27 protein-coding genes are annotated in these 25,576 nt (G+C 67.8%); 15 read left to right on the forward strand and 12 right to left on the reverse strand.

Annotation, left to right across the window (positions count from 1 at the left end):
* Positions 1 to 412: 412 nt before the first annotated feature.
* Positions 413 to 853 carry an HNH endonuclease gene (locus GCG21_RS08565; RefSeq protein WP_152819069.1) on the reverse strand — a complete coding sequence of 147 codons (441 nt, stop codon included), beginning with the start codon at positions 851 to 853 and terminating at the stop codon, positions 413 to 415.
* Between the two features lie 59 nt (positions 854 to 912).
* Between GCG21_RS08565 and GCG21_RS08570 the strand changes: the two genes are divergently transcribed.
* The gene (locus GCG21_RS08570) at positions 913 to 1,152 is read left to right on the forward strand and encodes a hypothetical protein (RefSeq protein ID WP_152819071.1); all 240 of its coding nucleotides are present in this window, start codon (positions 913 to 915) and stop codon (positions 1,150 to 1,152) included.
* Between the two features lie 738 nt (positions 1,153 to 1,890).
* Here the strand turns inward: GCG21_RS08570 and GCG21_RS08575 are convergent.
* From GCG21_RS08575 to GCG21_RS08605, 7 genes are all read right to left on the reverse strand, one after another.
* The gene (locus GCG21_RS08575) at positions 1,891 to 2,433 is read right to left on the reverse strand and encodes a single-stranded DNA-binding protein (protein WP_194165010.1); all 543 of its coding nucleotides are present in this window, start codon (positions 2,431 to 2,433) and stop codon (positions 1,891 to 1,893) included.
* 155 nt (positions 2,434 to 2,588) lie between these two features.
* Positions 2,589 to 3,134, reverse strand: coding sequence for a MazG nucleotide pyrophosphohydrolase domain-containing protein (locus GCG21_RS08580; RefSeq protein ID WP_152819075.1), 546 nt, complete (start codon positions 3,132 to 3,134; stop codon positions 2,589 to 2,591).
* Complete coding sequence (gene orn, locus GCG21_RS08585; protein WP_152819077.1) at positions 3,131 to 3,730, reverse strand: oligoribonuclease; 600 nt, start codon at positions 3,728 to 3,730, stop codon at positions 3,131 to 3,133. The genes GCG21_RS08580 and orn overlap by 4 nt, the downstream gene beginning before the upstream one ends.
* 153 nt (positions 3,731 to 3,883) lie before the next feature.
* Positions 3,884 to 7,942: a DNA polymerase III subunit alpha gene (locus GCG21_RS08590; RefSeq protein WP_152819079.1), complete on the reverse strand. Its 4,059-nt coding sequence runs from the start codon at positions 7,940 to 7,942 to the stop codon at positions 3,884 to 3,886.
* Between the two features lie 17 nt (positions 7,943 to 7,959).
* A complete protein-coding gene (locus GCG21_RS08595; RefSeq protein ID WP_152819082.1) occupies positions 7,960 to 8,301 on the reverse strand; it encodes a hypothetical protein in 342 nt (113 codons plus the stop codon).
* 190 nt (positions 8,302 to 8,491) lie between these two features.
* Positions 8,492 to 9,568: a hypothetical protein gene (locus tag GCG21_RS08600; protein WP_152819084.1), complete on the reverse strand. Its 1,077-nt coding sequence runs from the start codon at positions 9,566 to 9,568 to the stop codon at positions 8,492 to 8,494.
* Positions 9,569 to 9,698: 130 nt separating this feature from the next.
* Positions 9,699 to 10,601 (reverse strand): hypothetical protein, encoded by a 903-nt coding sequence (locus tag GCG21_RS08605; RefSeq protein WP_152819086.1) that lies wholly within the window; start codon positions 10,599 to 10,601, stop codon positions 9,699 to 9,701.
* 1,412 nt (positions 10,602 to 12,013) lie between these two features.
* On the opposite strand from GCG21_RS08605, the gene GCG21_RS08610 reads away from it, so the two are divergent.
* From GCG21_RS08610 to GCG21_RS08630, 5 genes are all read left to right on the forward strand, one after another.
* Complete coding sequence (locus GCG21_RS08610) at positions 12,014 to 12,601, forward strand: hypothetical protein (protein ID WP_152819087.1); 588 nt, start codon at positions 12,014 to 12,016, stop codon at positions 12,599 to 12,601.
* A gap of 210 nt (positions 12,602 to 12,811) precedes the next feature.
* Entirely contained in the window at positions 12,812 to 13,534 is a 723-nt protein-coding gene (locus GCG21_RS08615; RefSeq protein ID WP_370517413.1) for a metal-dependent hydrolase, read from the forward strand.
* Positions 13,534 to 13,917 carry a hypothetical protein gene (locus tag GCG21_RS08620; RefSeq protein WP_152819091.1) on the forward strand — a complete coding sequence of 128 codons (384 nt, stop codon included), beginning with the start codon at positions 13,534 to 13,536 and terminating at the stop codon, positions 13,915 to 13,917. Before GCG21_RS08615 ends, GCG21_RS08620 begins: the two co-directional genes overlap by 1 nt.
* Positions 13,914 to 14,456: a hypothetical protein gene (locus GCG21_RS08625; RefSeq protein WP_152819093.1), complete on the forward strand. Its 543-nt coding sequence runs from the start codon at positions 13,914 to 13,916 to the stop codon at positions 14,454 to 14,456. Before GCG21_RS08620 ends, GCG21_RS08625 begins: the two co-directional genes overlap by 4 nt.
* Positions 14,453 to 14,779, forward strand: coding sequence for a hypothetical protein (locus tag GCG21_RS08630; RefSeq protein WP_152819095.1), 327 nt, complete (start codon positions 14,453 to 14,455; stop codon positions 14,777 to 14,779). Before GCG21_RS08625 ends, GCG21_RS08630 begins: the two co-directional genes overlap by 4 nt.
* Here GCG21_RS08630 and GCG21_RS08635 read toward each other — a convergent pair.
* The gene (locus GCG21_RS08635) at positions 14,776 to 15,717 is read right to left on the reverse strand and encodes a hypothetical protein (protein WP_152819097.1); all 942 of its coding nucleotides are present in this window, start codon (positions 15,715 to 15,717) and stop codon (positions 14,776 to 14,778) included. The two genes, GCG21_RS08630 and GCG21_RS08635, sit on opposite strands and share 4 nt — an antisense overlap.
* Positions 15,718 to 15,768: 51 nt before the next feature.
* Here GCG21_RS08635 and GCG21_RS08640 point away from each other — a divergent pair, with 51 nt between their 5' ends.
* The 6 genes from GCG21_RS08640 (at position 15,769) to GCG21_RS08665 (ending at position 19,547) form a co-directional block, all read left to right on the forward strand.
* Positions 15,769 to 16,437 carry a hypothetical protein gene (locus tag GCG21_RS08640; RefSeq protein ID WP_152819099.1) on the forward strand — a complete coding sequence of 223 codons (669 nt, stop codon included), beginning with the start codon at positions 15,769 to 15,771 and terminating at the stop codon, positions 16,435 to 16,437.
* A gap of 70 nt (positions 16,438 to 16,507) precedes the next feature.
* Positions 16,508 to 16,798, forward strand: coding sequence for a hypothetical protein (locus GCG21_RS08645; protein ID WP_152819101.1), 291 nt, complete (start codon positions 16,508 to 16,510; stop codon positions 16,796 to 16,798).
* Positions 16,799 to 17,113: 315 nt separating this feature from the next.
* Complete coding sequence (locus GCG21_RS08650) at positions 17,114 to 17,920, forward strand: tyrosine-type recombinase/integrase (protein ID WP_194165012.1); 807 nt, start codon at positions 17,114 to 17,116, stop codon at positions 17,918 to 17,920.
* Between the two features lie 97 nt (positions 17,921 to 18,017).
* Positions 18,018 to 18,602: an endonuclease domain-containing protein gene (locus tag GCG21_RS17235; protein ID WP_152819105.1), complete on the forward strand. Its 585-nt coding sequence runs from the start codon at positions 18,018 to 18,020 to the stop codon at positions 18,600 to 18,602.
* Complete coding sequence (locus GCG21_RS08660) at positions 18,599 to 18,925, forward strand: hypothetical protein (protein ID WP_152819107.1); 327 nt, start codon at positions 18,599 to 18,601, stop codon at positions 18,923 to 18,925. Before GCG21_RS17235 ends, GCG21_RS08660 begins: the two co-directional genes overlap by 4 nt.
* Before the next feature lie 13 nt (positions 18,926 to 18,938).
* Entirely contained in the window at positions 18,939 to 19,547 is a 609-nt protein-coding gene (locus GCG21_RS08665) for a metallophosphoesterase family protein (RefSeq protein WP_152819109.1), read from the forward strand.
* A 5-nt stretch (positions 19,548 to 19,552) separates the two neighbouring features.
* On the opposite strand, the gene GCG21_RS08670 is transcribed toward GCG21_RS08665, so the two are convergent.
* A complete protein-coding gene (locus tag GCG21_RS08670) occupies positions 19,553 to 19,819 on the reverse strand; it encodes a hypothetical protein (RefSeq protein ID WP_152819110.1) in 267 nt (88 codons plus the stop codon).
* Between the two features lie 138 nt (positions 19,820 to 19,957).
* On the opposite strand from GCG21_RS08670, the gene GCG21_RS08675 reads away from it, so the two are divergent.
* The 3 genes from GCG21_RS08675 (at position 19,958) to GCG21_RS08685 (ending at position 21,908) form a co-directional block, all read left to right on the forward strand.
* Positions 19,958 to 20,455 (forward strand): hypothetical protein, encoded by a 498-nt coding sequence (locus GCG21_RS08675; RefSeq protein ID WP_152819112.1) that lies wholly within the window; start codon positions 19,958 to 19,960, stop codon positions 20,453 to 20,455.
* A 62-nt stretch (positions 20,456 to 20,517) separates the two neighbouring features.
* Positions 20,518 to 21,012 (forward strand): hypothetical protein, encoded by a 495-nt coding sequence (locus GCG21_RS08680; protein WP_152819114.1) that lies wholly within the window; start codon positions 20,518 to 20,520, stop codon positions 21,010 to 21,012.
* Positions 21,009 to 21,908 carry an ATP-grasp domain-containing protein gene (locus GCG21_RS08685; protein ID WP_152819116.1) on the forward strand — a complete coding sequence of 300 codons (900 nt, stop codon included), beginning with the start codon at positions 21,009 to 21,011 and terminating at the stop codon, positions 21,906 to 21,908. Before GCG21_RS08680 ends, GCG21_RS08685 begins: the two co-directional genes overlap by 4 nt.
* A 60-nt stretch (positions 21,909 to 21,968) precedes the next feature.
* On the opposite strand, the gene GCG21_RS08690 is transcribed toward GCG21_RS08685, so the two are convergent.
* Complete coding sequence (locus GCG21_RS08690) at positions 21,969 to 22,394, reverse strand: hypothetical protein (protein ID WP_152819118.1); 426 nt, start codon at positions 22,392 to 22,394, stop codon at positions 21,969 to 21,971.
* Between the two features lie 89 nt (positions 22,395 to 22,483).
* Positions 22,484 to 25,462 carry a hypothetical protein gene (locus GCG21_RS08695; protein WP_152819120.1) on the reverse strand — a complete coding sequence of 993 codons (2,979 nt, stop codon included), beginning with the start codon at positions 25,460 to 25,462 and terminating at the stop codon, positions 22,484 to 22,486.
* Positions 25,463 to 25,576: the final 114 nt, after the last annotated feature.

Consider the following 25,576-nt stretch of genomic DNA (forward strand, 5'->3'; position numbering starts at 1 on the left):
ACCCCGGGGAGCGAGGACGGCCCCCACCGTCAGCTGAATCAGGGCCCGCGGCATCTGGGCGGGCATGTCCGGGCTGGGCATGTCCGGGCTGGGCAGCCGTGTGGCGTGGTCCGCGGGGCGTGCGCATCGGCGGCGGAGCACTACGAGCCCGGCCACCCTGTTCATGACGACCCTGGGCAGCGCGGTCAGGTGCGTCTTCTTGGGGGCGTGCGGGCGTGCTCGGGCGGCGTGGTTCCCGGCCTTCTGCACCCGTCACGTCATCTCCCGTCCGTCGTCACCAGGGCCCATGCGTAGACGCGCCCCGAACAGCTGCCTTCGGCATTGATGTGTCCGGGACCAGGACGACCCGCACTGAGGACACCCAGCACCCGGGCAGATCGGGTCGGGCGAGCCCCCAGGGGAGCGAGGGAGTTCACCCCAGCTGGCTCGGCTGATGCCAGTTCACCTTCGCCCGCTCCCCGTCCGGGAAATAGGACCGGCGGCGATGCTCCAACCGCCAGATGTAGAACGGGGAGGGCACTCGGGCCGACTTCGCCCGGTTGTGACGGGCACACAGGGACTGGGCGTTGGCCAGGGAGGTGGCCCCGCCCTTCGCGTGCGGGTAGACGTGATCGGCCTGAGTGCCTGCCGCTGAGCACCGGCCACCGAGCCACGGGTTGTGCTCGCACTGGTTCTGCGCCCGTTCGTGGATGCGCCGGCACTGGTCCGCGGTGAACAGCCGTTGGGCGTCCTTCTGCACTGGCCCGGCAGAGCCCCGGGAGCGGGCCACGGCCCCCACCAGGACCACGAGCACGACCGCGGCAGCGAGCAGGCGGCGAGGATCGGCCACGACGTAGGCCAGCAGTGACTCCATGACGAACCAGCCCCTACCCGCACGTCCCTGAGCCCTGCCAGCCCCACGACAGGTTCACGGTGTTCTCGGCCGTGGCGGTCACGCTCACCGAACCGCCATTCGTCTTCGCGGAACGGGTCACCGAACCGGCACCAGACCCGGAAGCGGCACCGGACATCTTCACCGTCCCGCCACCGGAGGCAGTGAACGTCACGGTCGCATTCCCGGTGCAGGTGACCGTCTTCGAGGTGGACGCGCGCGGGGCCGGGGCAGGTGGCTTCGGCTTGGGCTTCGGTTTCGGTTTCGGCTTGGGGGCCTGAGTCGTCGGTGCAGGCTTCGGGGCAGGTTTCGGTGCGGGCTTCGGGGCCGGCGGGGGTGCAGGGGCCGGCTGCGGCTTCTCCACCGGCTCCGGCCTATCGACCGGCTTCTTCGACTCCTTCGGCTTCTCCGGCGACTTCGACGGCTCCGGGGTCGGACTCGGCGACTCACTCGGGGACGGCGACTCACTCGGGGACGGCGACTCACTCGGGGTTGGGGTGGCCGTGGGCGTCACCGGCACGTACACGATCGAAGGCGAAGGCTCGGGCGGATTCGTCGTCGCCGTCCACCAGTCCTTCAAATGCGGGACCCCGTACAGCGCAGTCGGGACCGCCACCAGGGCCAGGACAATGACCGCGGCGAGCACCTTCGCGGGCGGGGAGGTCAACAGCCAGCGCACATCGTCGCCGCGCGTACGCAGCAGCGGAGAGGACACAGGAGGCAGGGCAGCAGCAGCCGGGCTGGGCTTGGCCGGACCGAGTGTGGATGGGCTGGGCGTGGATGGGCTGGGGGAGGGCAGGTCGGTGCCGTCGAGCTCATCGAGCCACGATCCGGCATTCCGCCGGCGCGGCACAGTCCTCGACGTTCGGTTCCTCACTGGCACAAGCACCTCCTACTCCGGCCCCATGCGTAGACGCCCGAAAGGGGCCGGCACCCGTAGATGCCAGCCCCTTGGGGGTCACGCCGATTCAGAACCGGTGCCTATTCAGGGCCAGTGCCGACTCAGAATCCGTGTCGGCTCAGAACTCGTCGTCGTCCTCGTCGTCGTCGGCGGGGGCCTTGCGCTTGGGCTTGCGCTTCGGCTTCTCCTCTTCCTCCTCGTCGTCCTCGTCACGGCGCTTGGAGCGGACCTTCGACTTCGGCTTCGGCTTCTCCTCGGCCTCCTCCTCGTCTTCCTCGTCGTCGTCCTCGTCGTCGCGGCGCTTGGACTTCTGCGGCTTCACCTTCGTCACCTCGGCCTCCGCCCAACGCAGGTCCGGGCCGATCGCCGAGACCGTGAACGAGGTCATCGTCAGTTCGATCTCGTCGCCGTCGACCTCCACGTCCTTGCCGTAGGTGTTCAGGCGGGCCACGGCCACGACCCGGTCACCCTTCGAGAGGGAATTGGCCATGTTCTCGGCCAGCGTCCCCCAGGCGGTCGCATTGGCGAAGTGGGTGCGCTCCTCGCCCTCGTCGCCGAACCGCTCGTTGATGGCGATGGTGAAGATCGCCCGCGGGTTCTTGCCCTTCGTGATGAGCTTCGGGTCCTTCGTCAGGTTGCCGACCAGCACGATGTTGTTCACGGTGTTGCTCCTTGATTCTTGGTCATGGTCTTGCTCAGATGAGCACTCGAATGCCGGCCCTTCGGTCGACAGTTGTTCTAGCCCGGCAGCGGCGCGTTCACCGTCACCACCGGCTCACTCATTCAGGTGTGCGGACCCGGGCCATCTGCGAACCGCTACCGGTGATCCCCGGAGCCGGACAGCACCCCACGGGACTGCCGGTCGGCCAGCTTGGCCAGATTCGCCTCAGCCACCTCATCCAGGTCCCAGCCGAGCAGCCTGGCGAGCCCACCGGCAGTATCGAGAAGCCACAGGACCGCGTCATCGAATACGCCCGGGGCCACGGCCCCCTCCCCGTCACGGATCTGTTTGGAGACTCGTCCGGCGAGCCACCCAGACGCAGCCTGCAGCATCCTCAGCGCCTCACCCACCGACAGGACGGCCAGCGAATCCCCGCGCAGGGATCCCAGGCTCGTCTCGGGCAGGAGCGCATCTTGGGACCGGCCCGGAAGGTGGTGGTTGAACAGGGCGACGTTCCACAGGACGTCACCGAGCTCAGCACGCACGTCTTCGACCGGCCCCACGCCGCAGCGCCAGGCCGCGATGGCCTCATCGAGCTCGGCCACCTCCGAGGACAGTGCCAGCGCCGTGTACTCCAGGCCCCGCTCCGGCGGGAAGATCGCGGTCCGGGCGGCCCCGGCAGTGTATTCGGCGAGGTTCACGCGACCACCCCCGAAGCGAACAGGCCCCGGTAGCGGCGCAGCTCGGCGATGCTGTCCAGAATGTCGTCCATCGCCTGATGCTTACTCGTCCAACCGTCCTCCATCTCCTCGATCAGCGAGGGTCGCCACACGCGCAGCGCCTCCTTGAACGAGGACACGTCGATGACCCGGTAGTGCAGGCGGGCGAACGTGGCAGGCATGTGACGGCGAATGAAGTCGAAGTCCAGCTTCACGCTCGAACCAGCGAGCACCACCCCCACGTCCAGCCCATGACCGGCCATCCACTCCGACAGGTCCGCGTCGACGTCACCGATTCCCCGCGCCTGCGGCCCCCGGACACGTTCGAGCAGGCCCGTACGGGTGTGCATCTGGCGCACGTACGGCACCATCCGCTCCAGCGCCCCCTCATCACCTCGCACCGTCACCGGACCGAACGCGCCCACCACCTCCAGGTCGCCCGTGGTCACCACCGCGGCCACCTCCAAGATGGCATCGTCCACAATCCTGGACGGGTCGGCCCGGTCATAGCCGAGCCCGGTGGTCTCCAAATCGACCCACAGCCATCGAGCGATGGGGGATTCTGGCGGCTGGTTCACTGTCGTTCTCCTGATTCTTAGACGTTCCTGCTGTTCAGACGGTGCTGCTGTTCAGACTGTGCTGCTGTTCAGACGGTGCTGGTGCTCAAACCGGGCTGGTTCCCAGACTGGGCCGATTCTCAGACGGTGCTGACTCCCAGACGGTGCTGGTGCTCAAACGGTGCTGTCGGCTAGTTCTAGCCCGGGGGCGTGCTCCGGTTCGGGAATCCAGTACTCCCATTGCCCTGACCGGACCCACGCCACATCGGGGTCACGTGCGGCCTTGAGCACCGCATCCCGCTCCGCCGCAGTCCAACCCCGCTCGGGTGCAGTGATGACCGTCAGCTCAACGTTCCCGGCATGGTCGTAGCGGCGGAAGCACCGGAATATCTCCGGCTCGGGCGCGAAGATGATGTTCGGAGGGGCGGGGGACAGCAGGGCCCGGTCGCTCGTCGCTGAGCTCAACCCCTTCCCGGCCTCCACGGTCAACACTCGCGGGTCACCACTCGTGCCAGGCTGGATTGCGGTGCCGGGCTGCATGGTCGGCTCGGGCCGGACAGCGAGGATCCCGGAGCGTGTCCGGGTGGCCCCTCGTGCTGGCGCAGCTACCGGTGCCGGTTCGACCATCCGCGTGGACCCGCGGCCCGTCCTGGCAAGTGAAGCCGTGCCAGTCGTTGAAGCAGTCCTGGCCGATACAGCCGTGCTCGCGGCCGTGGCGGGTTCGGGGGCAGTCGTGGGGGTGGGGGGCCTGTTCGGGTCGAACATCGCGGCCTGCAGGTCTACGACGGCCGGGGCAGGGGAGGCCACCACCTCGTCCACATCCTGATACCCGATGGGCCACATCTTGGTCACCGTGAGGGAGTGGAGCTCGACCGTGACCAGGTTGCCCTCCTCGTCGGCCTGCTCGAACTCGCGGGTACGGACCCGCGCCTGAACGCCCACCACGGAGCCGACACCGACCCGGTGCCCCGCCCTATCGAGTGCCTTCAGCGTCGAATCCCACACCATCGCCTCGATGGAGCCCTTCGAGCCCTCCAACGTCAGGAACGCCCGCCGTCCACCGCGATTGTCCGGCTTCACCTTCCACTGGGTCACCAGACCCACCGTCAGCACGGTGGAGCGGCCACCCGAGAGCGCCTTGTGGATGGGACGCGGGCGGGCACCCAACGGTGCGCCGTACTCGTCGAACACCGGCGGATCCCACTTCTTCACCTGAGCAGACAGCGCCGACATCGGGTGCCGGCCGATGACCAGACCCAGGCGCTCATGCTGGCGCACGGCCCGTTCGACCAGGCCCCACTCCTCGCCCGAGACCGGCACGCCCGCGTGGGAGCGCATTGACCCCTGAGCTCGCATGGACCACAGGGCCCGCATCTGCCCCTTCCTCGGACCGAACTCGTCGGCGGCACCGCACTCGATCAGTCCCTGAGCGGCCTTCGTCGTCAGCCGTGACGGCTTCCCGTCACCGCCGGGCAGTTCCACCCGGGCGAGCACGTCCGCCATCGAAGAGAACACCCCGCCGCTCGCTCGCTCGTCGACGATCGCACGGGCAGCCTTACCCACATCACGGACCTCGCCCAGGCCCAGCACGACCGTGGCAGAGTCCACCGCGGTCGAGGCGTACTGGGAGGAGTTCACCTGCGGGGGCAGCACCTGCACGCCCTCCTGGTCCAGTGCAGTCAGCGCTATCGCCCGCTTGTCCGGGTCATCGGTCTCGGCGAGCAGCGCGGCCCCATACGCCGAGGGCCAGTTCGCCTTCAAGAACGCCGTCACGTACGCCAGGTAGCCGTAGGCGGCACTGTGGCTCTTGTTGAAGGTATAGGAGGCCCCGCCCTTGATCGAGTCCCACACGCGCTCGGCAGTGCGCGCGGAGAACGCGAGCTTCGGGCTGCCGTCGGTGGCGGTGTCCTTGACCGCTCCGGCCAGAAATAGCTCACCGACCGCATCGACCTCGGCGGCGATCTTCTTCGAGATCCCCTTGCGCAGCCGGTTACGTTCTGCCGGGCCGAAGCCGGCCACCACGTCTCCCAGGAGCATCGCCTGCTCCTGGTACACCGTCAACGCGAACGTCGAACCGAGCACGCGGGCAAGCTGCTCCTCCTCGGCCGGGTCGTTGGTGAAGATTGAATAGTCGACCCCTTCACGCCCGTTCTTACGGGCCGCGTAGCGGGTGTGCATGTTCGCCGCCATCGGCCCGGGCCGGTACAGGGCCACCAGAGCGGAGAGGTGTTCGAGCGAGGTGGGAGCCACGTCCTGGGTCAGCTCCCGCATTCCACTCGAATCGAGCTGGAACACCCCCGCCGTGTGGCCGTGGGCCAAGAGCCGCCACGTGGCCAGCACCCGGTCGTTGTCCAGGTCGTCCCCGTCGGGCAGGTGGTCGGGGTCGATGGTCTCCCCGGTGAGCTCGGCGATATTGCGCACCGCCGCCGAGACGATATCGAGGTTGCGTAGGCCGAGAACGTCCAGCTTCAACAGGCCGATGCCGTCATCGACACCTGCCGCATCCCATTCGGTCACCAGCGGGTCGTCCTCGTGGGAACCGGCACCGGTGTCCTTGCGCATCGGGATCAGGTCACCCAGGGGCGCATCCGAGACGACGGTCCCGCAGGCGTGAATGGAGGCACCCGTGGTCACCTCCTCGAACTGGCGGGCCAGGGAGACGACACCGGCGGCGCGCTCATCGGCGTCCACCTCTGCCCAGAAACCGGCCGAATCCTCGGTGCGGGTCTGGTCGATTCGGGTGAACGTGTACGGCTCGGCACCGTCCATCGGGACCGCCTTCGAGAGCTTGTCGCCCAGGGTCGCGGGCAGGCCGAGCACGCGGGCAGCGCTCTTGATAGACGCCTTCGTCTTCGACACCTGGAATGTGCCGATGCGGGCCACATAGTCCTCGCCGTACATGTCCACCAGGTGCGCCAGCACCTCGTCGCGCCGGCCCTTCTCGAAGTCGATGTCGATATCGGGCATACCGACCCGCGTCGGGTCCAGGAACCGCTCGAACAGCAGGTCGAACCGGAGCGGATCCACCTGCACGATCCCCAGGCAAAACGAGGCGATACTCCCCGCCGCCGAACCCCGACCCGGGCCGACACGGATGCCCTGGGAGCGGGCCCAGGTGATGAGCTCATGGACGATCAAGAAGTAGTCGATGACCCCGAACGAGCGGATCACCTTCATCTCCGTGTTCAGCCGCTCGCGCACATGCTCCGGGTACGGGTCGCCGTAGAGGCGCGTGGCCCCCTCCTTGACCAGGTGCACGAAGTAGTCCTTCGAGGAGGCGAACCCGTCCGGTGTCGGGAACTTCGGCAGCCGCAGGTAGTGCTCGGGCAGGACATCGGCCTCTACCTGCTCGGCGAGCTCGACCGTTCCCCGGCACGCCCGGGCCCACCAGTCCTCATCGCGCAGCGAGAACATCTCCTCGGCGGTGCGCACGTGATAGCCCGAACCGGTGAACGTGAACCGGGAGGCCGGCGGGTCGATGAGCGTCTTCTTCGTCTGCAGCGCCAACCAGGCTTCGTGGGCGTGACTGCCCCCGGCCTCGACATGGTGGGCGTCGTTCGTAGCAATGAGGGTGAGCCCGTATTCGTCAGCCAGTTCGGCCAGCCGCGGCAGCGCCGCCGACTCGATGCCGACGCCGTGCTCCATCACCTCGACGTACACGTTCTCGGGCCCCACAGCGCCGATGAGAGCCTCCAGGCCGGCGCGGGCACCGGCCTCATCCCCGTGCGCCAACGGGCCCAGCACCGGACCGCCCAGGCAGCCGGTGAGCACAATGAGCCCGCCCGCATGGTCTGCGAGCAGGTCGTAGTCGATGCGCGGGTGCTTACCCCAACGGGAGTTCTGCGCCTCGTTGTGCAGGGCCACCAGGTTCGCCCAGCCCTCCTGGTTACGGGCCAGGACGGTCAGGTGGTGGTAGCGCTTCGTCTTGGTCGCCCCCTGCCCGGCCAATCCCGCGTCGGTGGCGACGCCCTCGCGGGGAACCTCCATCGTGTTCCGCTCGTGCCGGTCACCGATGGCCAGGTACATCTCCTCACCGGCGATGAGCTTGATCCCGGCAGCCCGGGCAGCCGTCATGGCCGTGAAAATGCCGCCCAGGGTGCCGTGGTCGGTGATGGCGATAGCAGGCTGACCATCCGCGGCAGCGGCAGCGATCAGGTCACCGACGCGGGCAGTGGAATCCAGCGCCGAATGCTCGGAGTGGACGTGCAGGTGGACGAAGGAGGACGAAGCCATGATCGTTCTAGCCCGGCTCAGATCGTCAGCGGGCCCTCACCGGCCCACTCGCGCGCACGGTTGGGCTCATCGTCGAAGAGCGGCTCATCGAACCACTCGGTGCCGTTGGAGCCGACGTGACGGACCGGACCAATCGGGTCGGCCGCGGCCATGCGCACGGCCTCGAAGAACCCGATCTCAGGCTTCGGGGTGGCAGTCCCGTGAGTGCTGGCAGTCCCAGGCTCGTCGGTGGTACTGGGCTGGTTGGGCACATCGTCTGGGCGGATGGGCCGCAGCACCGTGCTCGGTCGGGCCTTGGCCACGGGCGCGAACTGTCCACCGGCGGGAGTGCCGGCCATCTGACGGGCGGGTAGCGACATGGGTGGACCTTTCACACGGTCGGAGGAGTTCACCCAAGGTGTGTGCGGGGCCAGCCGACCAACGCCACAGGCCCGTCCCCGACGCACCGAATCGCCGGCCACCCCAACCGCTGGTCACGTCCAACCACTGGTCACGTCCAACCACTGGCCACGCCGCGCTGGTCATGCTGGGCTGGTCATGCTGGGCTGGTCATGCTGCGCCGGGCTCTTCCTCCCGCATCGAATCCAGCAACTCCAGTGCGGGACGGTAGGCGCGGGCCACCACCCGAAGTGCCGTAGCCGTGTCGGTGACCGGGCCGTCCAGGAGCGCCTGGGGGTCGGCGGTTCCCGTGGTGAAGGCGGGCAGGGCGGCAGTGATCTGGCTGAGGCGCTGGCCCAGACTCAGATCCAGGCCCATGACCGCATCGCCGATGGTGCTCGTAGCAATCGTGGTCACCGTCGACAGGCGCGCCAGGATCGCCTCAGTCGTTGCCCCGTCCAGGGTCGTGAGCGCCCCGGCGAGGTCGAGGGCCACCAGGTGCCAGGTGGCTGCGATCAGGTCATCGAAGAGCTCGGCGACCACATGCACGGCCCAGTCGGGCTCGTCGGGATTGTCGATGTAGCCGGACAGGTCGATGCGGTCGAGGTCCTCATCGGGAGCGCCGTCCAACCAGGCCCTCACCCGTTCCTGCACTGCGGGGGTGGTGATGTCCAGGCCGAACAGGTCGAGCACGTCGACCCACCCGCCGGTGACCGGGTCGTACATGCCCGAGGAGGTCAGTTCCAGGGCGACACGGATTGCGAGCTCGGTCGGGCTTTCGAGCCGCTCACGCTCCACACCGGCCGAACCACCAGCGCCAGGGTCGTCGATGCCAGGGCTGTCGATGCTGGGGTCGTCGATGTCGCTGTCGATGAGGGCGTACGGGAGGGCCAGCCGCTCCGGCAGCCACATGAGCGGATGCCACATCATCGCCGGGGACAGGCCCTCCCAGCGACGCCGGCCCTGGCGGATGCGCGAATAGTCGGGCAGCGGGGTAGCGACGATGGTTGCCGCCATGACGTCACCCGGGGCCAGGTGCGTGTCCGTCAGGAACTGCTCACGCCGCTCGGCGGTCTTGACGAGCCCAGGCAGGGTGGGGGCGTCCTGGTCGGCGGGAGTGGGCCGGGTCAACAGCAGCCCCTCGCCGGCATCGAGCAGGTAGGGCCGGTGCAGGACGGGCGGGTTCGACCCTTGCCGGCGCGCGTCCGGCGCATTCCGGTGTGGCTCATTCCGGTGTGCGCCATTCACGTCTGGCTCATTCGGCTCTGGCGCGTTCAGGTCGGGCATGTTGGTGGTCTCGATTCTGGTTCGGTGGGACGGCTGGCATCTGCCTCCACCCAGCCCCATGCGTAGACGCCGCCAGCCGGGGCCCGGGCCGCTATTGGGCCGGTGCGTCCTGCCCGTGCATCGCCGCGATCAGGGTTCGGTCTATGACTGCGGCGTCCGAGCGCGGGTGAGCCTGGTGACGGGTCTGCACGCCGACGTCGATCCACGTGGAGACGTGGGCGTAGTCGTGCTCGGTTGCGATCCGGGATCGGACGTACTGGCACCCCAGGTCCGTCAGGCGCTGGCGGACGAGGCGGGCGTAGGCGGTGGGGCGCCACTGGGGTAGCCCGTCGGTGCCTTCACCGGCGGCGAGCATCTCGGCGTCGTCCAGTCCATGGGCGTGGATGTAGACGCTTCGGTCGCCACCGGTGTTGGCCGACCTCACCCGGTAGGTGACGCCGGGCCCGCCGGGCAGGTAGCCGGCTTCGACGGCGGCGGCGATGTCGGACCGGACTTGGGAGGCGATCTGCTTCGGTTGGGCGAACTGGTCGTAGCGTGCCCCCACTCGCCAGTCCCCGTAGGTGGAGTGCCCGTAGGTGGAGTCGGCGTAGGTGGGGTTTGCGGGCTCGGTGACGATCACCGGCTCGCGGAAGGTCGGGTCGCTTCGCCAGCGGCCCTCGCGGTCGTTGAGCCGGGCGGCGATGTCCATGAGCTCTTCGGCGTCCCAGGGGCGGCCCTCGGCCAGGGCCAGTGTCGCCGGCTGGAACAGGTCGGCCTCATGGGTCGCGGTGTCCAGGTGGGGCAGGTGGGTGGGGACCTGGTCGAGGTAGTCGTCCTGCCCGCGGGAGCCGGAGCGCATCAGGTCCATGAGCGCGGGAAGCGGATCGCCGCCTGCGTCGTGGACACCGGCAGGCGGACTGGCGAGGGACAGGGGTGAGGCCGGGCGGGGGTCCTCGGCGAACTGTCCACCGGTGGGCGTGCCTGCGGGCTGTCGGGTGCGATCGCGCGTGCTCATATCCGTCAGGTGTGCGGGGCGATGAGTGCAGGACCCACGGGCGCTCCGGCTCCTTCGCCGACTGGTGATGGTGGTGGCTACCGGTGGCCGCGATGTTGGGGCGCTCGGCCAGGCCCCTGGGCCGGGGCTCGGTGGTCGTGATGGGCGGGTTGGTGCTCGCACACCGTTTTGGGGTGTTGTCACCTCTGGTTGGAGGGGGTGTGGCAACTTGGAATCGTTGATTTCATGCGGAAAGGTAGGGGTGCCTCAGTGGGCGCTGTGGTCCGCTTGTCACCGTTGGCACCAGTGGGTTGGATCGGGTGACAAGTAAAGGGATTGCAAAAGGTGCAGGTCAGAGCGGGTGCGAGTGCCCCATATATATATATTTGTCACTTTGACACCTACACAGACACACACACACGGGCGCATGCACTCTCTATCTCTGTGGGGATCGATATATATAGCAGGATCCTCCTATACGTATGCACTGGGAACAGTGCCAAGGTGACAAATGGGTCCAAAACACCGACCTTTCCGCAGTATCATGCGGTTTTGTGTTGTCACTGAGGGGGTGACAAGTGGTGTCAAACGGGGCAAGATGACACCCGGAACCGGCGAAAGTACCTAGTACTGGCAGTATCGCATCCCCTCTAGACCCGTCGGGCGCGCGCCCAGGCGCGCGCGGGCGCGCGTGTGCGCGCATGCGCCCGCGCGAATACCATTGTCACCAGGGTTGTGTCAAGGGTCAGGTTCGGGAGCTCGGTTGGTGACGGGATCGGGGTCGACCGTCAGCAAGTGGCTTTGTAAAGAATGAGTAAAGTGTCTCGGGGTTGGGCTCGAACCCCCTCCAGCCGGCCCCCAGAACGACGATCCAGGGACGTTCCAGAGGTGGTCCAGTGGCTCCCGGCGAGCGGTCGAGGGCCCAATTCAGCACCTGATCTGGGACCGGCTAGGGGTGCCGCCGAGCCCGATCCGGCACCCGAACGAGCGGGAATCCAGCGGCTGATTCGGGGCCCGGTGAGCCTCTCCCGGGCCCGCCGGCAGGCCCTCCGAGCGGGTGAAGAGCCAACCTGAACCGGCCCCATTCGGACCACGAACAGGGTGAATCCCATGCCCGACCACGGCCCCGATCCGAGGGGTCGGGGAGCCGGGACGAGGCCCGATTCAGTGACTTCACGGACCCTCCTGGGACCGGTTTACAGAGCCCTCCGGCGAGGGCCCGCGACCCCCGAACCGGCCCCTGAGTGAGCCGCTGGAACCAGTCCCTGGGACCGGCCGGGCCAACCCGATTTGCGGGCGAACCGGCCGGTCCCAGAGAGCATGTTCGGCACCCGATTCTGCACCCGTACTGGTGCCCGATTCAGGTCTGGCTCAGGGGGCCGATCCGCCTCGGTGGATGGCATCGAAGGGCGGGCCCCGCACACCCCACTGGCATGGACACGCCACTGCCCGGCCTCGGACGCTCCCGTCAGATGTTCCCCGCCCGCTTCATCGAGGTGCTGGACGACCCCCGCGATGACCAGGGCCAGCCGTGGGACGGGCCCCTCGGCGATGAGCGTGAGCGGCCCCGAATCCTCCATCTGCAGGGACGGGACGGTGCAACGATCCTGCAGGTTGTCGACCAGTTCGGACGACTGCACCGCACCGACGGGCCGGCCGTCATCGGCATCAACGGGTCGAACCTGGACACGTCCTGGTGGGCCGTGGGCCAGTCGCTCGACGACGCTGCGGGTGAGCTCACGGTGATCGACACCTGGCTGCAGGGACTCGGCTCCTCACCCCTCTACGGCACCTACCTGCGCCACCTCGAAGGGATCCTCCCGCGCGGATTCAAGGTCACCGCCAACGGCACCGTCCTGGCCCCGAGCAGCGTCGCCGGAGCACTCGACACCCTCGACATCGCAGAACTGTGGGAGCGTGAATCCGAAGACGAAGACCCCGTGGTGGCCCTGGCCCGCTCCGTTCATGTCAGCCACCCCTTGTATGCCGGTCATCCCAGCAGCGTGGCAGCCAGCCGGTGAGCACCATCGAGGCCGCAACGTCGGCACTGGCCCTCGATGGCGTCGGATGCCCCGTGCCGCACACCTGGTGGGCATGAGCATCGAGATCCACGACTCCGAAGACCTGACCCCGCTCTGGGCCGACGTGCCCGAGCTCGGACGCCACGCCTGCGCCAGTGGTGATGGGCGATGATGGGGCATGGGCACGCCACCATGGGCGCGGCCGGTTGGGTGGCACTGACCGCCACGGCCACCGGTGCCACCGGCCTCATCCCGATGGAACCCGCGCAGGTCGCAGCCGGGGCGCTCGTGACCGCAGGTGCCGCACTCCTGCCCGACGCCGACCACCACTCCGGCACCATCGCCTACTCCCTGCCGCCGGTCTCGACCGTGCTGACCCGCGTCGTCGGTCAGGCCAGCGGCGGTCACCGGCACGGCACCCACTCCCTCCTCGGCGTTCTGGCCTGCTTCGGGCTCGCCTGGGCGCTGGCCCCGCTGCGAATCGACTTGCCCTGGGGGCTCGCCGAGGACTTCCAGATCGGGGCGTGGCTGCTCATCGTGCTCATGGTCGCCTTCGCCGCCAAGGCCCTGCGCCTGACCCGTGGCTGGAAGACGTCGTGGCTGACGGCACTGACCGCCGGGACCGCTGCCGTCTACTTCGCCCCCGAACAGTTGTGGTGGCTGCCGATCTCGGTCGGGATGGGCGTACTGATTCATCTGCTGGGCGACATGCTCACCGTCCAGGGGATCCCGCTGCTGTGGCCGCTGACCCCGAAGCCCGCGGTGGAGACGCCGCTGTGGAAGAAGAACGGCTACTTCGCGATCCCGCTGCTGGGCACCGCCGGCTCCGGGCGTGAGTGGGTGTTCGTCATGGCCCTGAACATCTACATCCTGGCCGTCGGCATCGAGACGTTCATGCCCGGCACCCTCGCCTCTCTCGTCGAAGGAGCATGATGACCGCACCATACGTCCGGGAGATCGTCTCCGAGACCTGGAGCAGGTCCGGCACCCTGTTGACGCTGACCCTGCTGCTCGCCGACGGCCGCAAGGCCACTGCCACCTTCCAGTGGTCCACGCCCGAGCAGGCTCAACAACACGCCCCGGCGACACGGCGATCACTGATCGAGTCGATCAATACCCACCACCCCCAAGGGCGGCACTCCATCCATCTGCGTCGCGGGAGGCGCTTCAACATGGTCACCGGAGTCTCCCCGAGGTGGCGCTGGCTACCGCAGATAGCGCTGCGGCCCCAGGTCAGGTTCGAGTGGGGGCGATGGCGGCTGGCCATCAGGTCTCAACACGCGCCAACCGGCACCGGCCAAGGGGTCGAGCAGTGACCGGGCGCACCGTCGACCACGGGCGGTCCGAGGTCGCCCGCCCCTGGCCGCAGGACGCCCACCTCAGCGGCGGTTCTCGCGGCCTGGTGCTTCGTCGTTACGGTGACAGGTACCGGACCGCGTTCTTCGAGGCCAGCTACGCCGGTACGTTCCTGCGCGGTGAAGCGGAGACGATCGCTGAGGCTGAGGAGGCCGCCTGGGCCAAGCACACCCGAGCAGCCGGCTGCCCTGGTCACGAGTACGAGACCCGCGGCTACACCAACGGTGCCGGATTCTGCCGCCACTGCGACCGGTTCGCCTCCGGCGTCTTCGACGTGCGGACGGTGGGGATCCCGTGCACCGAATGCGGGGAGCGCACGAACTGGACGCGGGTAGCCGGGCAGATGTTCTGCCGGGAGCATGATCCCGACCGGCACGAGCGTGCACGGCTGCGAGAGCAGGCACGGGCCCAAGGTCGGGAGCCCTACGACGGCCCGCTGGATGAGCTGCTGGATGAACTGCTGGCAGCGATGCTCGACGCGGACGAGGAGGAGCGATGACGACCATCACGACCAAGGTGCTCGTCCTACCGGAGGGCATGGACGCCGGTGACATGGACCAGTCCAGCTTCGCGGTGACGGTGAACTGGCGCGGACCCTATGAGGGTCGCAGCGGCGGCGGCTACTCGGTGGAGCGCACCGGGCTCCAATTCCGGCGCGGAGCACTCGGGGAGCACCCGTCCGTCCCGGAGCGGTTCCGTGCCTGGCAGTACCGCTGGCCGGACCTGGACTCGGCCTTGGAGGCCGCCCGGGAGATCGTCGAGACGACGGTGGTGCGCGGACGAACCTGGGTGCAGTGGCGCGAGTTCAGGGACGCCGGCTAGTCCTCGGGAGTGAAGCCGTCACGGAGCCACGTCACGTTGGGGTGATCATTGATCTCGGTGATCGCCCGTGTGACGGCCTCCTGCAGTCGTTGCGGCGCGCGGGTATTGCGTCCACCCCTGATCCCGGCGTGGCGGGCCATGAGCGCCCAGGCGTCACCCTCGGGGGTCGTGGTGGCCCCACGGCCTGCTTCGAGTGCCGGATCCTCGACCTGCCCACTGCTGGGGTCGAAGTCGATGATGAAGTCGCGCCCGCTCTTGCTTGCCAACCCGGCGAGCCGCATCCGCCCACCGGGAAGTGGCTGAACGCGCGCTGGGCGCACCTGGTAGCTCTTGTCCGAGAGGCCCCGGACACGCTGGCGTGCATCCAACCCCAGGGAGACGGTCTTCACCTCGCGGACGAGGGCATCGTGCAGGTCGCCGGCGGTCCAATCGCGGCCCAGGCGTGCGTTGCCGCTGCTGTTGATGGAGCCCATGAGCAGGCCGCCCGACTCGTCAGGGAACGTGGGGTCCATGGACGTCTCGAACCAGATCGACCCGCCCGCAGGCATTCCCAGGCGCGCACTCCACTGGCTGCCATTGCCGTAGTAGTCGGTGGCACCCACATCGAGTTTGCCGCGGACCCCCGCCCGGCGCAGGATCACCAGCGCCGGCATATGCTGATCGATCCAGTCCTTCCGGGCGCTGACCGGGGAGCGGACCTCCAGTACGTCACCGAGCACGTACACGCCTTCGTCATCGTCGTAGGCGGTCAGGGCCAGGTGCCTCGGTGTGCCGGCGGGCCAGGCATATTCCTGCGAGTCCGGCCGGTCGGCCGATGAGGCGTAGCTATTCGGCGGCTGCAGCGAGAGGCCGGCGGGGGAGAGTTCCTCCTGCGCGAACTGTCCACCGGTGGGGGTGCCGGCGGGCTGGCGGGAACGGTTCGAGGTGTCCATGGTCATCAGGTGTGCGGGCGGGGGGCTTGAACGACCCGTGCCGCACACCCAGACGGCATGAGCATCGACACGACCTCGTTCGCCTCCACCATCGCCACGATCCAGGACCGGTACCACGCCCAGTCGCTGGCACGCGCGAAGAACGCCTTCGCCGGCCACGAGATGCGGGTGCTCCACTCCGACGGCGTGTACCGGCACCTGCGGTTCGCCACTCCCGGGACCGGCATGTTCCGGTTCGACATCCACACCGCGCCGGGGCTGCTGACCCTCACCGGTGATATCGGCACGTTCGTGTTCTCCCGCGTACGGGACATGCTCTCGTTCTTCCACGACCCCACCGACACCAATGTCACCTACTGGGCCCAGAAGCTGCTCGCGCCGTCCGGCTTGCAGGTGAACGAGTACGACGAGCACGTGCTGCGGGCATCTCTGGCTACCCTGGTCGACGAGCTCACAGAACACTGGACCGGTGAGTCCCGTGCCGGACTCACTGGAGCCCTCGAACTGGACGTGTGGGGAGCCGACGACAGCCACGACCTGACCGTCAGAGCTCTCATGGAGTTCCAGTGGACCGACCCGGTCACCGGCGAGACGATCGAGTTCCCCGACGCCTACGAGCTCCCGATGCGGTCCTACGGCACCCAATTCCTGCTCGCCTGCCATGGCCTGCGTGCCGCGTCCCTGCACTACGTCGCCACCGTCGGCGGGGTCGATTTCAGTGGCTGAGAGGGTCATCCACGAGCAGGTCGGTGGGCCTCTCGTCCAGGTCTGCAGCCTCGGGCACACTCACCGCGCCGTGAAGATGTTCCGTCGCTACGTGCTCGAAGTGATCGAGACCCGCCAGGTGCCGAACACGTTCGCCCGCGGGTACGGTGACACGGCCGCGACCTCCACCGGATACCGGGCCGTGGACCAATTCGGTGACGAATGGTGCAGCGACTGGCATTCCAGTTCCAGTGACGGCTACGGCGGCGGGCGCATGTGGATCTGCGAGGACGGTCGCACCGCATGGGAGGCGAAGCGCGACGGCTCCCCGGCCCGGGCCGGAGACGGGTGGATCCTGCAAGGGTCCGGCGGTGGCGCATAGTCGGGGCTGCCGCACACCGGGCGGGCATGAGCCTCAACACGACCGGCAAAGTCCTACGGAGCAGAAATGGCTAGGCCGCCTCTACCGAAGTGCGAGTGGGGGAGCATCTCAGCAAAGCAGGAGGCGGACGACCAATGGGCAGCCCGAACTCGCTATCGTGACGCCCGTGACAGAATCAAATCAGTAAGGCGCTCTGGGGCGACAAGGGAGGCGGCAGTTGAAGCGCTGCTGGAGCACCTGAATGAGCGTCGGGGTGAAGACCTACGGGAAACGGGTCAGCCCGTCGCCCAATGTGTTTCCGAGTGGATAGATGAGATGGAGGCGGAATCCAGGCTTGAAAAGCCTACTATTTCTGTCTATCGCGCAGCATCCGCACGGCTGCTCGCCAGTATCGGCGACATCAGCATCGGTGCACTCACGCGCAGCGACGTCCGTTCCGCGATCTGGCTCACGGAACTAGAATCCCCATCCCAGGCGCGGATCGGCCTCATTTCACTTCGTTCGGCCCTAGCGGCGGCCGTTCATGAGGGCGTGATCGAGTGGAACGCAGCGTCTCAGCAGAACCTTGCGCCCAGACAGAATCGGCAGACTCGCGTCATGTCGGACGATGAGGTCAGAGCACTGAAGACGATAGCGCGGGAGTCAGCCCAGGTGAAGGGGTCGCCAGGGTCGGTCATTCTCCGGCGCCTTATTGACATTCTATTCGACACTGGAATGGTCATCAGCGAGGCGCTCGCGCTGCGATACGGCGACTTTCGGGAGACCCCCGATGGGCACCTGGTAGTGCGTGTCTCCGGTACGCTTGCTAGCCGCGGAGAGATGAAGCTGAAAGAATATTCAGAGGATTCGTCGAAGAATCGAGTCTTGGACATTTCGGACCGGGTTGCTGACTGGGTCAGGGATGAGATTGCGGTAGCCACTGATGGGCCGGTATTCGAGTCTACTCTTGGCGGATGGGTACACCCGAACTCAGTCAACCGGTGGTGGCGGAAGATGGTGAGGGGGACCGGCTTGGAATGGGTCACTCCTCATACTTGCCGCGCCACGGTGAAGGCGGCGCTCGTGTCTCAGTTCGGAGTCGCGGTTGCATCCACGTTGATGGGATACACCAACACCCGCTAGGAGCGGACTCTGGAGTCAGGGGGAATCTACGACACGATGACTTGCTCGCCGACCGACGACGTGGCGCGTGGCGCACGAGGCCGCACACCAGGCGCACATGAGCACCAGCCATCAGCCCCTATTGGCCAACCCGATCGACACGTTCAGGGGTGATAGGCAGCTCATCCGGGGGCCAGACGGTGAGGTTTGCGACCACCAGTGGAGGTACTGGGAACCGCCCGCCCACGGCGAGACGTTCTGGAACTGGAGCGGCAATCGGTGCGCGATGTGCGGCGATTGCTATGCAACTGTGACTGATCACTGCCACATGACCGGCCTCATACGAGGTCGCCTCTGCACAAGCTGCAACATCCGGGAGGCAAGATCGGACCACGGGCGCTGGCAGGCTTGGCGCGATGGGGAGAATCCTGCTTTCCGTCACGGATTCGCCGTCGTCTACTACTCACCGTTCTCTGGGACCGTGCTCTCCCCGCACTCGAAGCTGCTTCTGCTCACCCCCGAAAAGAGGCAGGAGTGGTGGGATGAACAAGCCCACCGAGCGAGCATGGGGCAGCCGTGGCCGACTGAAGTACGCCCGACTGCCGAAGACTGGGACCGGTGGGAGGAACAGAGCAGGCGGCACCAAGATGTGAACAATGTTGGTGGCACCGACCGGCTGCTGCCGCACACCTCGTGGATATGAGCCTCAACACGACCGGCACCATCGCATCAACGACCCCGGCAACCGCCCTCCCGGGCACCGAGCCCCAGCACGCCCTGACCGCGGCCGACCGGTGCGACCAGTGCCAGGCCCGGGCCTACGTGTCCTTCACGACCAGTTCCGGCACCGTCCTTCTGCTGTGCGGCCACCACTACGGACGCCACGAACAGGCGATCGCCGACCTCGGATACGAGGTGCGTGACGAGCGGGACCAGCTGCGTCAGGCCCTGCCGAACCCGAATGGCACGGCCCCGGCCCACGCGCCTTCCCGCAAGCAGGCACCGAATCCGACCATCGAGAACTGAGAACGGGGCAGGCATGTCCACCACCTACTTCACGTCCGATACCCACTTCGGCCACCGCCTCGTCGCGGATCTGCGAAGTTACGACACCGTGCTCGGCCTGCGCCTGTTCGACACCGTCGATGAGTACGACGAGTACGTCGTGGCCGTCTGGAACGAGGTCGTGCGCCCCCGGGACACGGTCTGGCACCTGGGGGACGTCACCCTCGGCAACATCAATCGGGTCGGCCACCTGCTCTCGCGGCTGCACGGGACTATCCACCTGGTCACCGGCAATCACGACGAGGTCGCCCCCGGTGTCTCCCGCCGCGCCCCGAGGCTGCAGCGCACCTGGTTGCAGTACTTCGACTCGATCCAGCCGTATGCCCGGATTCGAGCGGCCGGACACCATGTGCTGCTGTCCCACTACCCGTACACCGGCGAGGGAAAGCGGGTAGGGGCCGACCGGTACACCCAATACCGGCTCCCGAACGAGGGCATGCCGCTGATTCACGGTCACACGCACGACTCCGGGCAGCGACTCAGCTTCGACGAGGGAACCCCGATGGTCCATGTCGGCTGGGACGCCTGGGGTAAGCCCGTGCGCCTCGACAAGGTCATTGCGACGTTCGGATGGGAGGGCTGAGGCTGTCATCGTCGGCGCACGTCACCGGCCGGGATCCACACTCCGCGGAGCCGGCACCGCCGGTCGTCGATGAACACGAGCACGTGGGTCTTCGTCCAGGCTCCCGCCTCCGTCTCAATGACCTCCACGCCGTCCCGCCCCCAATGAAGCCGCGCCCAGACGGGGATCGACTCGGTCGGGCGGGCCTGCTCTGCGCGGGGCGGCACCGGGATGGCGTTCGTGATGGGCTGCTCGTCGCCGGAATAGGCGTCCCACGCCTGCGACTGACTCATGGGATCCATGCTGCACCCGGGCCCCGACACCCCGGTGACAGCGTGACCACCGGCGGCTACGTGGCTACCGGTGACTGGATGCCCATGGAGGGGCGTCGTCGTTCGGGTGCCGCACACCATCGCACCATGAACACGGGAGTGAACACGGGCGTGGCGGCAGGTACGGGCACGGCAGAGACAGGCACAGCCCTCCTCCCGCCGCAGGTGAGACCGTGGTCTATCGAGTCTGACGTGTGGTGGGTTGACCCGCAGCGGATCTGCACGCCCGAGTCCGCCCCGCACCCGCGTGATCGCCGCGGCATGTGCCTCGACCCATGGGCCGGCGATCAGTGGGGGATCGGGCCCTTCGACAGCCTCGATGTCACCGCCGCCGAGCTCTGCGACCGGACGTCGTGTCCGTGCGATGGGGTGCTTGACATGTGCAGGGAATGCCACCTGGCTCGCATCGCCCAGCTCGTGGACATGCCGATCGACCCAGGTGACCCGCACCCGATCACGGTCGACTCCTTCGCCGATCACTGGCCGATCGTCGATGGGAACCACCGGATCGTCGCGTCCCTCATCCGTGGTGATGGGGTCATCCCGGTGGCTATCGAGGGTGATATCGACGACCTCTGGCGGATCCTCGTCGCCTGAACAGGGTCGCGTCCTGAACAGGTTCGTGGCAATGGTCGTGCCGGTCCGCACACCTGCCCTGCATGGTCACCCCGATTCAGCGCATCACGGTCAACACCCGCGCCACCCATGAGCAGACCGTTGCTGCTGCCGTGGCCGCATCGACGGGCCGGTTCTTAGGCGACCTGGCCACCGGGAGGGACCCCGCCCGCTCCTGGGATGACTGGCGCGCCGACGGGCGGACCGTCCGGGTCATCGGACACGACGGCATCGGCGGTGACGTGTTCGCCCACACGAACATCCCCGAGTTCACGATCACGCGCTCTCTCCCGCTGCTCGACCTGCCCACCGGCGGGAACCATGAGGCACCGGGCGCGGCCTACGACGTTCACCTGACCACGGCGATGACCACCTCCCAGGCCGTCTCGATGGCGGTCCGGGCCGTCTGGATCCACCTGGACATGCGCCTATTCGAAGCCCCCGAGGCAGCCCTTGACTGGTACCGCCGTGGGTGCCCGGTCAACGTCGTCCAGAGCCGGCGAGCCGGGGTGTCCACCCGCGGAGGAGGAGTTCGGTGACCGCATCAGGTGGAGCCAGGGTGCTGCGTGTCGTCACGACCGCCGCGTGGCTCGCGGGCGACCTCTCCCGACAGGACCGGGTGCCCGTCACTCACGACCTCGGACTGTGGGCCCCGGCAGACGCAGGCCATGTGGCGTGGTGGATGCCCGGCCAGCATGTTGCCCGCCTCGAAGCATCCGGCATCACCCCGTCGCTGTGGACGCCGGACCCGGGGCTCATCGCGAACCTGCCCGCGGAGGTCACCGGCCGGACGATCCACGTTTGCACGCTCGCTGACCTCGCAGACGGCACGGCTGGCAACACCATGGGCGGCATCATCGGTGCAGACCGGCAGGAACGGGCGTTCATGAAGCCCGCCGACCACAAGATCCCCGGTCTCCCCGCAGGCAAATGGACTCTCCCCGAGTTCGTTGCCGCCGCACGCGCCGCCCGATTCCCTGCCGGTGGCCTGGTGCTCGTCTCCGGCATCGTCCACTTCACTGCCGAGTACCGGGTCTTCGTGCTCGACGGGGAGCCGGTGGCAGCCAGCGGCTACCTCATCGACGGCCACACGTGGGACGAGTGGGATCCGGGCGACCTGCCCGATACGGGTGAGGCCATCACGTTCGCCCGCCGTGTCCTGACGCTCTCGGCCGACCTGCCGGTGCCGCGGGGATGGGTCCTCGACGTCGGGCTCACCACCGGCGGCTCCTGGGCGGTCGTGGAGGCGAATCCGGCCTGGTCCTCGAACCCGTACTGGGCGACCGAAGCCGGGGTCAATCGGGCCGGAACAGCCGAACCTGGTGCCGGTGCCGTCGTCGAGACCATCCTTGCCGCCCAGGTGGCCGGGAATCAGGGCGCTGGTGCCCGCTGGCTGCCCCTGAGAGCGGGCCGCGCCCTACCGGTGAGGTCCTGACCGCCCTCAGCCCCACACGGCCCCCAGGGACGCACTGGCTGCCCAGCAAGAGGTGCGCACCTAGTTGAGCTCAATGATGAGCCCTCGACCGCGCCCATGGCCGGCAAGCGCCTGCTCTGCGTCCTCGCGGCTCGTGAAGCCCTCGATCTGGCCCCAGTCCTCGTCGGGGTAGACCTCCCCGCGCCGCGGTGCCGGCTCGTGCGCAATCGAATGCGTGGACCCGGGGGCGATCTGCGTGGAATTGATAGACAGCATCTCCCCATCGGCAAGTTCCGCATCCCACTGCACGGACGCCGCGTCGCGTCCCGGGACCATGCCACCCACACGCCTGCGGGTCACATTCGTCACCGCCACCATGCGCGGAGGGCGAGGGCTGGAGAGGGCGACGCCGGCGGCGGGACGGCCCTGCTGCGCGAACTGTCCACCGGCGGGGGTACCGGCGGGCTGACGGGAAACGGCGGCTCTGGGCGCGGGCTGGATGCTCATACCCGTTGAGTGTGCGGGATGCAGATATGGGTCGGCCCGGGCACCATCGAAACGGTACCCGGGCCGACCCTTGTGGCATCCTTCTTGGGCTACATCTGCTGTCCGCGGCGGTGGCGACGGCTCACCAGGGCGAGGGCGACACCAGCGGCAGCGAGCAGGCCCGCGATACCGACAGCAATACCGACCTGGGCACCCAGTGCCGGGATCGTCTCCTCCTGCTCGGGAGCAGGCTCAACGGGGGCAGGCTCCTCGTCAACCACCGGCTCGTCAACCACCGGCTCGTCAACCACCGGCTCGTCAACCACCGGCTCCTCGGGCTGCTCCGGCTGCTCGGGGTCCGTCGGCTCGGGGGCAGGGTCAACCGGCTCCTCGGGAACGGTCGGCTCCTCGGGCTCCGGCGTGGGCTCGATGCAGTCGAGTTCATCGAAGACGACCTCGAAGGTGCCCACGCCATCGGTGATGGTCCAACCATCGGTGGCGGTGAGCTCGAATCCGTCCGCCGGGGTGGCGGTCACGGTCACGGTCCCACCCGGGGCGGGCTCGCCGTCGATGCTGTAGACGATCCCGGTCGTGGTGGCCGTGGACACGCCCGCTTCCGGGTTCTCACACGTCGGCTGGGTCACCTGCGGGGCGACCGGTGCCACGGGCTCGATGCAGTCGAGTTCATCGAAGACGACCTCGAAGGTGCCCACGCCATCGGTGATGGTCCAGCCATCGGTGGCGGTGAGCTCGAATCCGTCCGCCGGGGTGGCGGTCACGGTCACGGTCCCACCCGGGGCGGGCTCGCCGTCGATGCTGTAGACGATCCCGGTCGTGGTGGCCGTGGACACGCCCGCTTCCGGGTTCTCACACGTCGGCTGGGTCACCTGCGGGGCGACCGGTGCCACGGGCTCGATGCAGTCGAGTTCATCGAAGACGACCTCGAAGGTGCCCACGCCATCGGTGATGGTCCAGCCATCGTTGGCGGTGAGCTCGAATCCGTCCGCCGGGGTGGCGGTCACGGTCACGGTTCCACCCGGGGTGGGCTCGCCGTCGATGCTGTAGACGATCCCGGTCGTGGTGGCCGTGGACACTCCCGCTTCCGGGTTCTCGCACGTGGGCTGGGTCACCTGCGGGGCGACCGGTGCCACGGGCTCGATGCAGTCGAGTTCATCGAAGACGACCTCGAAGGTGCCCACACCATCGGTGATGGTCCAACCATCGGTGGCGGTGAGCTCGAAACCCTCCGCCGGGGTGGCGGTCACGGTCACGGTCCCACCCGAGGCGGGCTCGCCGTCGATGCTGTAGACGATCCCATCGGTGGTGGCCGTGGACACTCCCGCTTCCGGGTTCTCACACGTGGGCTGGGTCACCTGCGGGGCGACCGGTGCCACGGGCTCGATGCAGTCGAGTTCATCGAAGACGACCTCGAAGGTGCCCACACCATCGGTGATGGTCCAACCATCGGTGGCGGTGAGCTCGAAACCCTCCGCCGGGGTGGCGGTCACGGTCACGGTCCCACCCGGGGCGGGCTCGCCGTCGATGCTGTAGACGATCCCATCGGTGGTGGCCGTGGACACGCCTGCCTCCGGGTTCTCACACGTGGGCTGGGTCACCTGCGGGGCGACCGGTGCCACGGGCTCGGGGTCCGGCTCGGGCTCTTCAATGCCTTCTCCATACCAGCAGTGGAGGCCGTTCTGCGTCCAGGCCGGGTCCGTGGTGCTCTTGTCGCCCGGGGAGAGGTAGCCGTGACCGGTGCCGTCAGGCCCGCCCGTGAGGGATTCGATGGTGCCCTCGACGTAGAAGCAGTTCTTGTAGTCGCCGGCGGGGACGGTACCCGTGCCGTAGGCCGTGAAGGACTGACCTGGCTTAAGGACCTCATCGAAGCTGCCATCGGGGTCGATGACCCACCCGGCCGGTGCCGTCGCGGGGTCGATGACAACCTGGACGCCCTGGTCGTCGATGAGATCCTCATCGGTCAGGCGAATATCGGCGTTGTTGCTGACTTGCTTGACCGTGTACTCCCAGGTGACCTCGGAGTCGGCGGGCACCTCGACCGGGTTGGACCGGGTGCCGTCACCGAAGTTGGAGGTCTTGCTCATACGCAGTTCGGCACTGTCGCCAGGGAACGAGACGGCGAAGCTGATCTGGCTGCCTTCGCCCGCGCAGGAGGGCCACACCACGTCCGAGACGCCGTCGGTGTCGGCGTTGTAGCGGGCCAGACACTCACCCGGGTTGTGGGTGCGCATCGTGTAGCCGGCGTACTTGCCGGTGCCGTCATCGGTGACCGTCATCGTGACCCGGCCATTGGCGTCGGCCAGGTACCGGCGGGTGTCGGTGTCCCCGTACGAGCGCCCCATCGCCTGCGCCGACCAGTTCGCGTCGGTGTCGCGGTTGTAGTTGTCGATCGGGAAACTGTCGGGTTCGAGCTCGACGACCCCGTACGGGATGGGCTGACCACCCGGGCCGAGAACCCGGACGGTGAAGTCGTACGACGCACCCGCCTCGGAGGTGTCCGGGGCCTTGTATATGTCGAAACCGTCCGGCGTGGGCGAGGACTGGGCGATGTCATGGCTGAAGAGCTGCAGGTCCAGCGGGTTCGTCCGTGCCGCGGCCGTGAACGCCTCCGCCTGGTTCAGGATCGTCATCCTGTTCTGATTCGGGAACAGGTTCGAGTCCGACATCGTGTCGTGATACGCGATCTGGAGGATATTGGCACCATCACGGTTCATCTGCGCCGCATCCGACCACTCCGCCACGGGGTGGTTCGGGTTCGAGTACGTGTCCGCGATATACGTGGCCGCACCGATCGACAGGTTCCCCCTGGCATCGGCATCGGTCAGATTCCGGTCGAACATGTAGGAACCGTCCGGCCTCGACTCGCCGTCATCGTTCTGGATCGGCACCCCGTACTCGGTGTCTCCGGTCAGCCCCTGATAGGTCGACTGCCAGCCGCCGCCACCGCCGACCGAACTGGCCGCCAGCGCCGGGACGGCCGTCACCCCGGCTGTTGCAACCGACGCGAACAGCGCCGTCGCAGCCAGGAGCGCAGGCTTGACGCGCCTGCCCCTCGTGTGAGGACTACTCATCCTGTTGATCTCCTTGATGGGAAGTGGCCGGTGCACACCGGCCTCGAAAGGGCCCATGCGTAGACGGGCCAACCCATCAGGTGTGCGGGCAAGGCGAATCAACGCCCCACCATC

Origin of the sequence: Pseudactinotalea sp. HY160 (genome assembly GCF_009372055.1) — a bacterium.
GTDB lineage: Bacteria > Actinomycetota > Actinomycetes > Actinomycetales > Beutenbergiaceae > HY158.

Excerpts from the sequence above, each read along its gene's own strand:
- GCG21_RS08565 (WP_152819069.1), bottom strand. The coding sequence starts at position 853 with ATGGAGTCACTGCTGGCCTACGTCGTGGCCGATCCTCGCCGCCTGCTC.
- GCG21_RS08590 (WP_152819079.1), bottom strand. The coding sequence starts at position 7,942 with ATGGCTTCGTCCTCCTTCGTCCACCTGCACGTCCACTCCGAGCATTCG.
- GCG21_RS08595 (WP_152819082.1), bottom strand. The coding sequence starts at position 8,301 with ATGTCGCTACCCGCCCGTCAGATGGCCGGCACTCCCGCCGGTGGACAG.
- GCG21_RS08605 (WP_152819086.1), bottom strand. The coding sequence starts at position 10,601 with ATGAGCACGCGCGATCGCACCCGACAGCCCGCAGGCACGCCCACCGGT.
- GCG21_RS08610 (WP_152819087.1), top strand. The coding sequence starts at position 12,014 with ATGGACACGCCACTGCCCGGCCTCGGACGCTCCCGTCAGATGTTCCCC.
- GCG21_RS08620 (WP_152819091.1), top strand. The coding sequence starts at position 13,534 with ATGACCGCACCATACGTCCGGGAGATCGTCTCCGAGACCTGGAGCAGG.
- GCG21_RS08630 (WP_152819095.1), top strand. The coding sequence starts at position 14,453 with ATGACGACCATCACGACCAAGGTGCTCGTCCTACCGGAGGGCATGGAC.
- GCG21_RS08635 (WP_152819097.1), bottom strand. The coding sequence starts at position 15,717 with ATGACCATGGACACCTCGAACCGTTCCCGCCAGCCCGCCGGCACCCCC.
- GCG21_RS08640 (WP_152819099.1), top strand. The coding sequence starts at position 15,769 with ATGAGCATCGACACGACCTCGTTCGCCTCCACCATCGCCACGATCCAG.
- GCG21_RS08650 (WP_194165012.1), top strand. The coding sequence starts at position 17,114 with ATGGAGGCGGAATCCAGGCTTGAAAAGCCTACTATTTCTGTCTATCGC.
- GCG21_RS17235 (WP_152819105.1), top strand. The coding sequence starts at position 18,018 with ATGAGCACCAGCCATCAGCCCCTATTGGCCAACCCGATCGACACGTTC.
- GCG21_RS08660 (WP_152819107.1), top strand. The coding sequence starts at position 18,599 with ATGAGCCTCAACACGACCGGCACCATCGCATCAACGACCCCGGCAACC.
- GCG21_RS08665 (WP_152819109.1), top strand. The coding sequence starts at position 18,939 with ATGTCCACCACCTACTTCACGTCCGATACCCACTTCGGCCACCGCCTC.
- GCG21_RS08670 (WP_152819110.1), bottom strand. The coding sequence starts at position 19,819 with ATGAGTCAGTCGCAGGCGTGGGACGCCTATTCCGGCGACGAGCAGCCC.
- GCG21_RS08680 (WP_152819114.1), top strand. The coding sequence starts at position 20,518 with ATGGTCACCCCGATTCAGCGCATCACGGTCAACACCCGCGCCACCCAT.
- GCG21_RS08690 (WP_152819118.1), bottom strand. The coding sequence starts at position 22,394 with ATGAGCATCCAGCCCGCGCCCAGAGCCGCCGTTTCCCGTCAGCCCGCC.
- GCG21_RS08695 (WP_152819120.1), bottom strand. The coding sequence starts at position 25,462 with ATGAGTAGTCCTCACACGAGGGGCAGGCGCGTCAAGCCTGCGCTCCTG.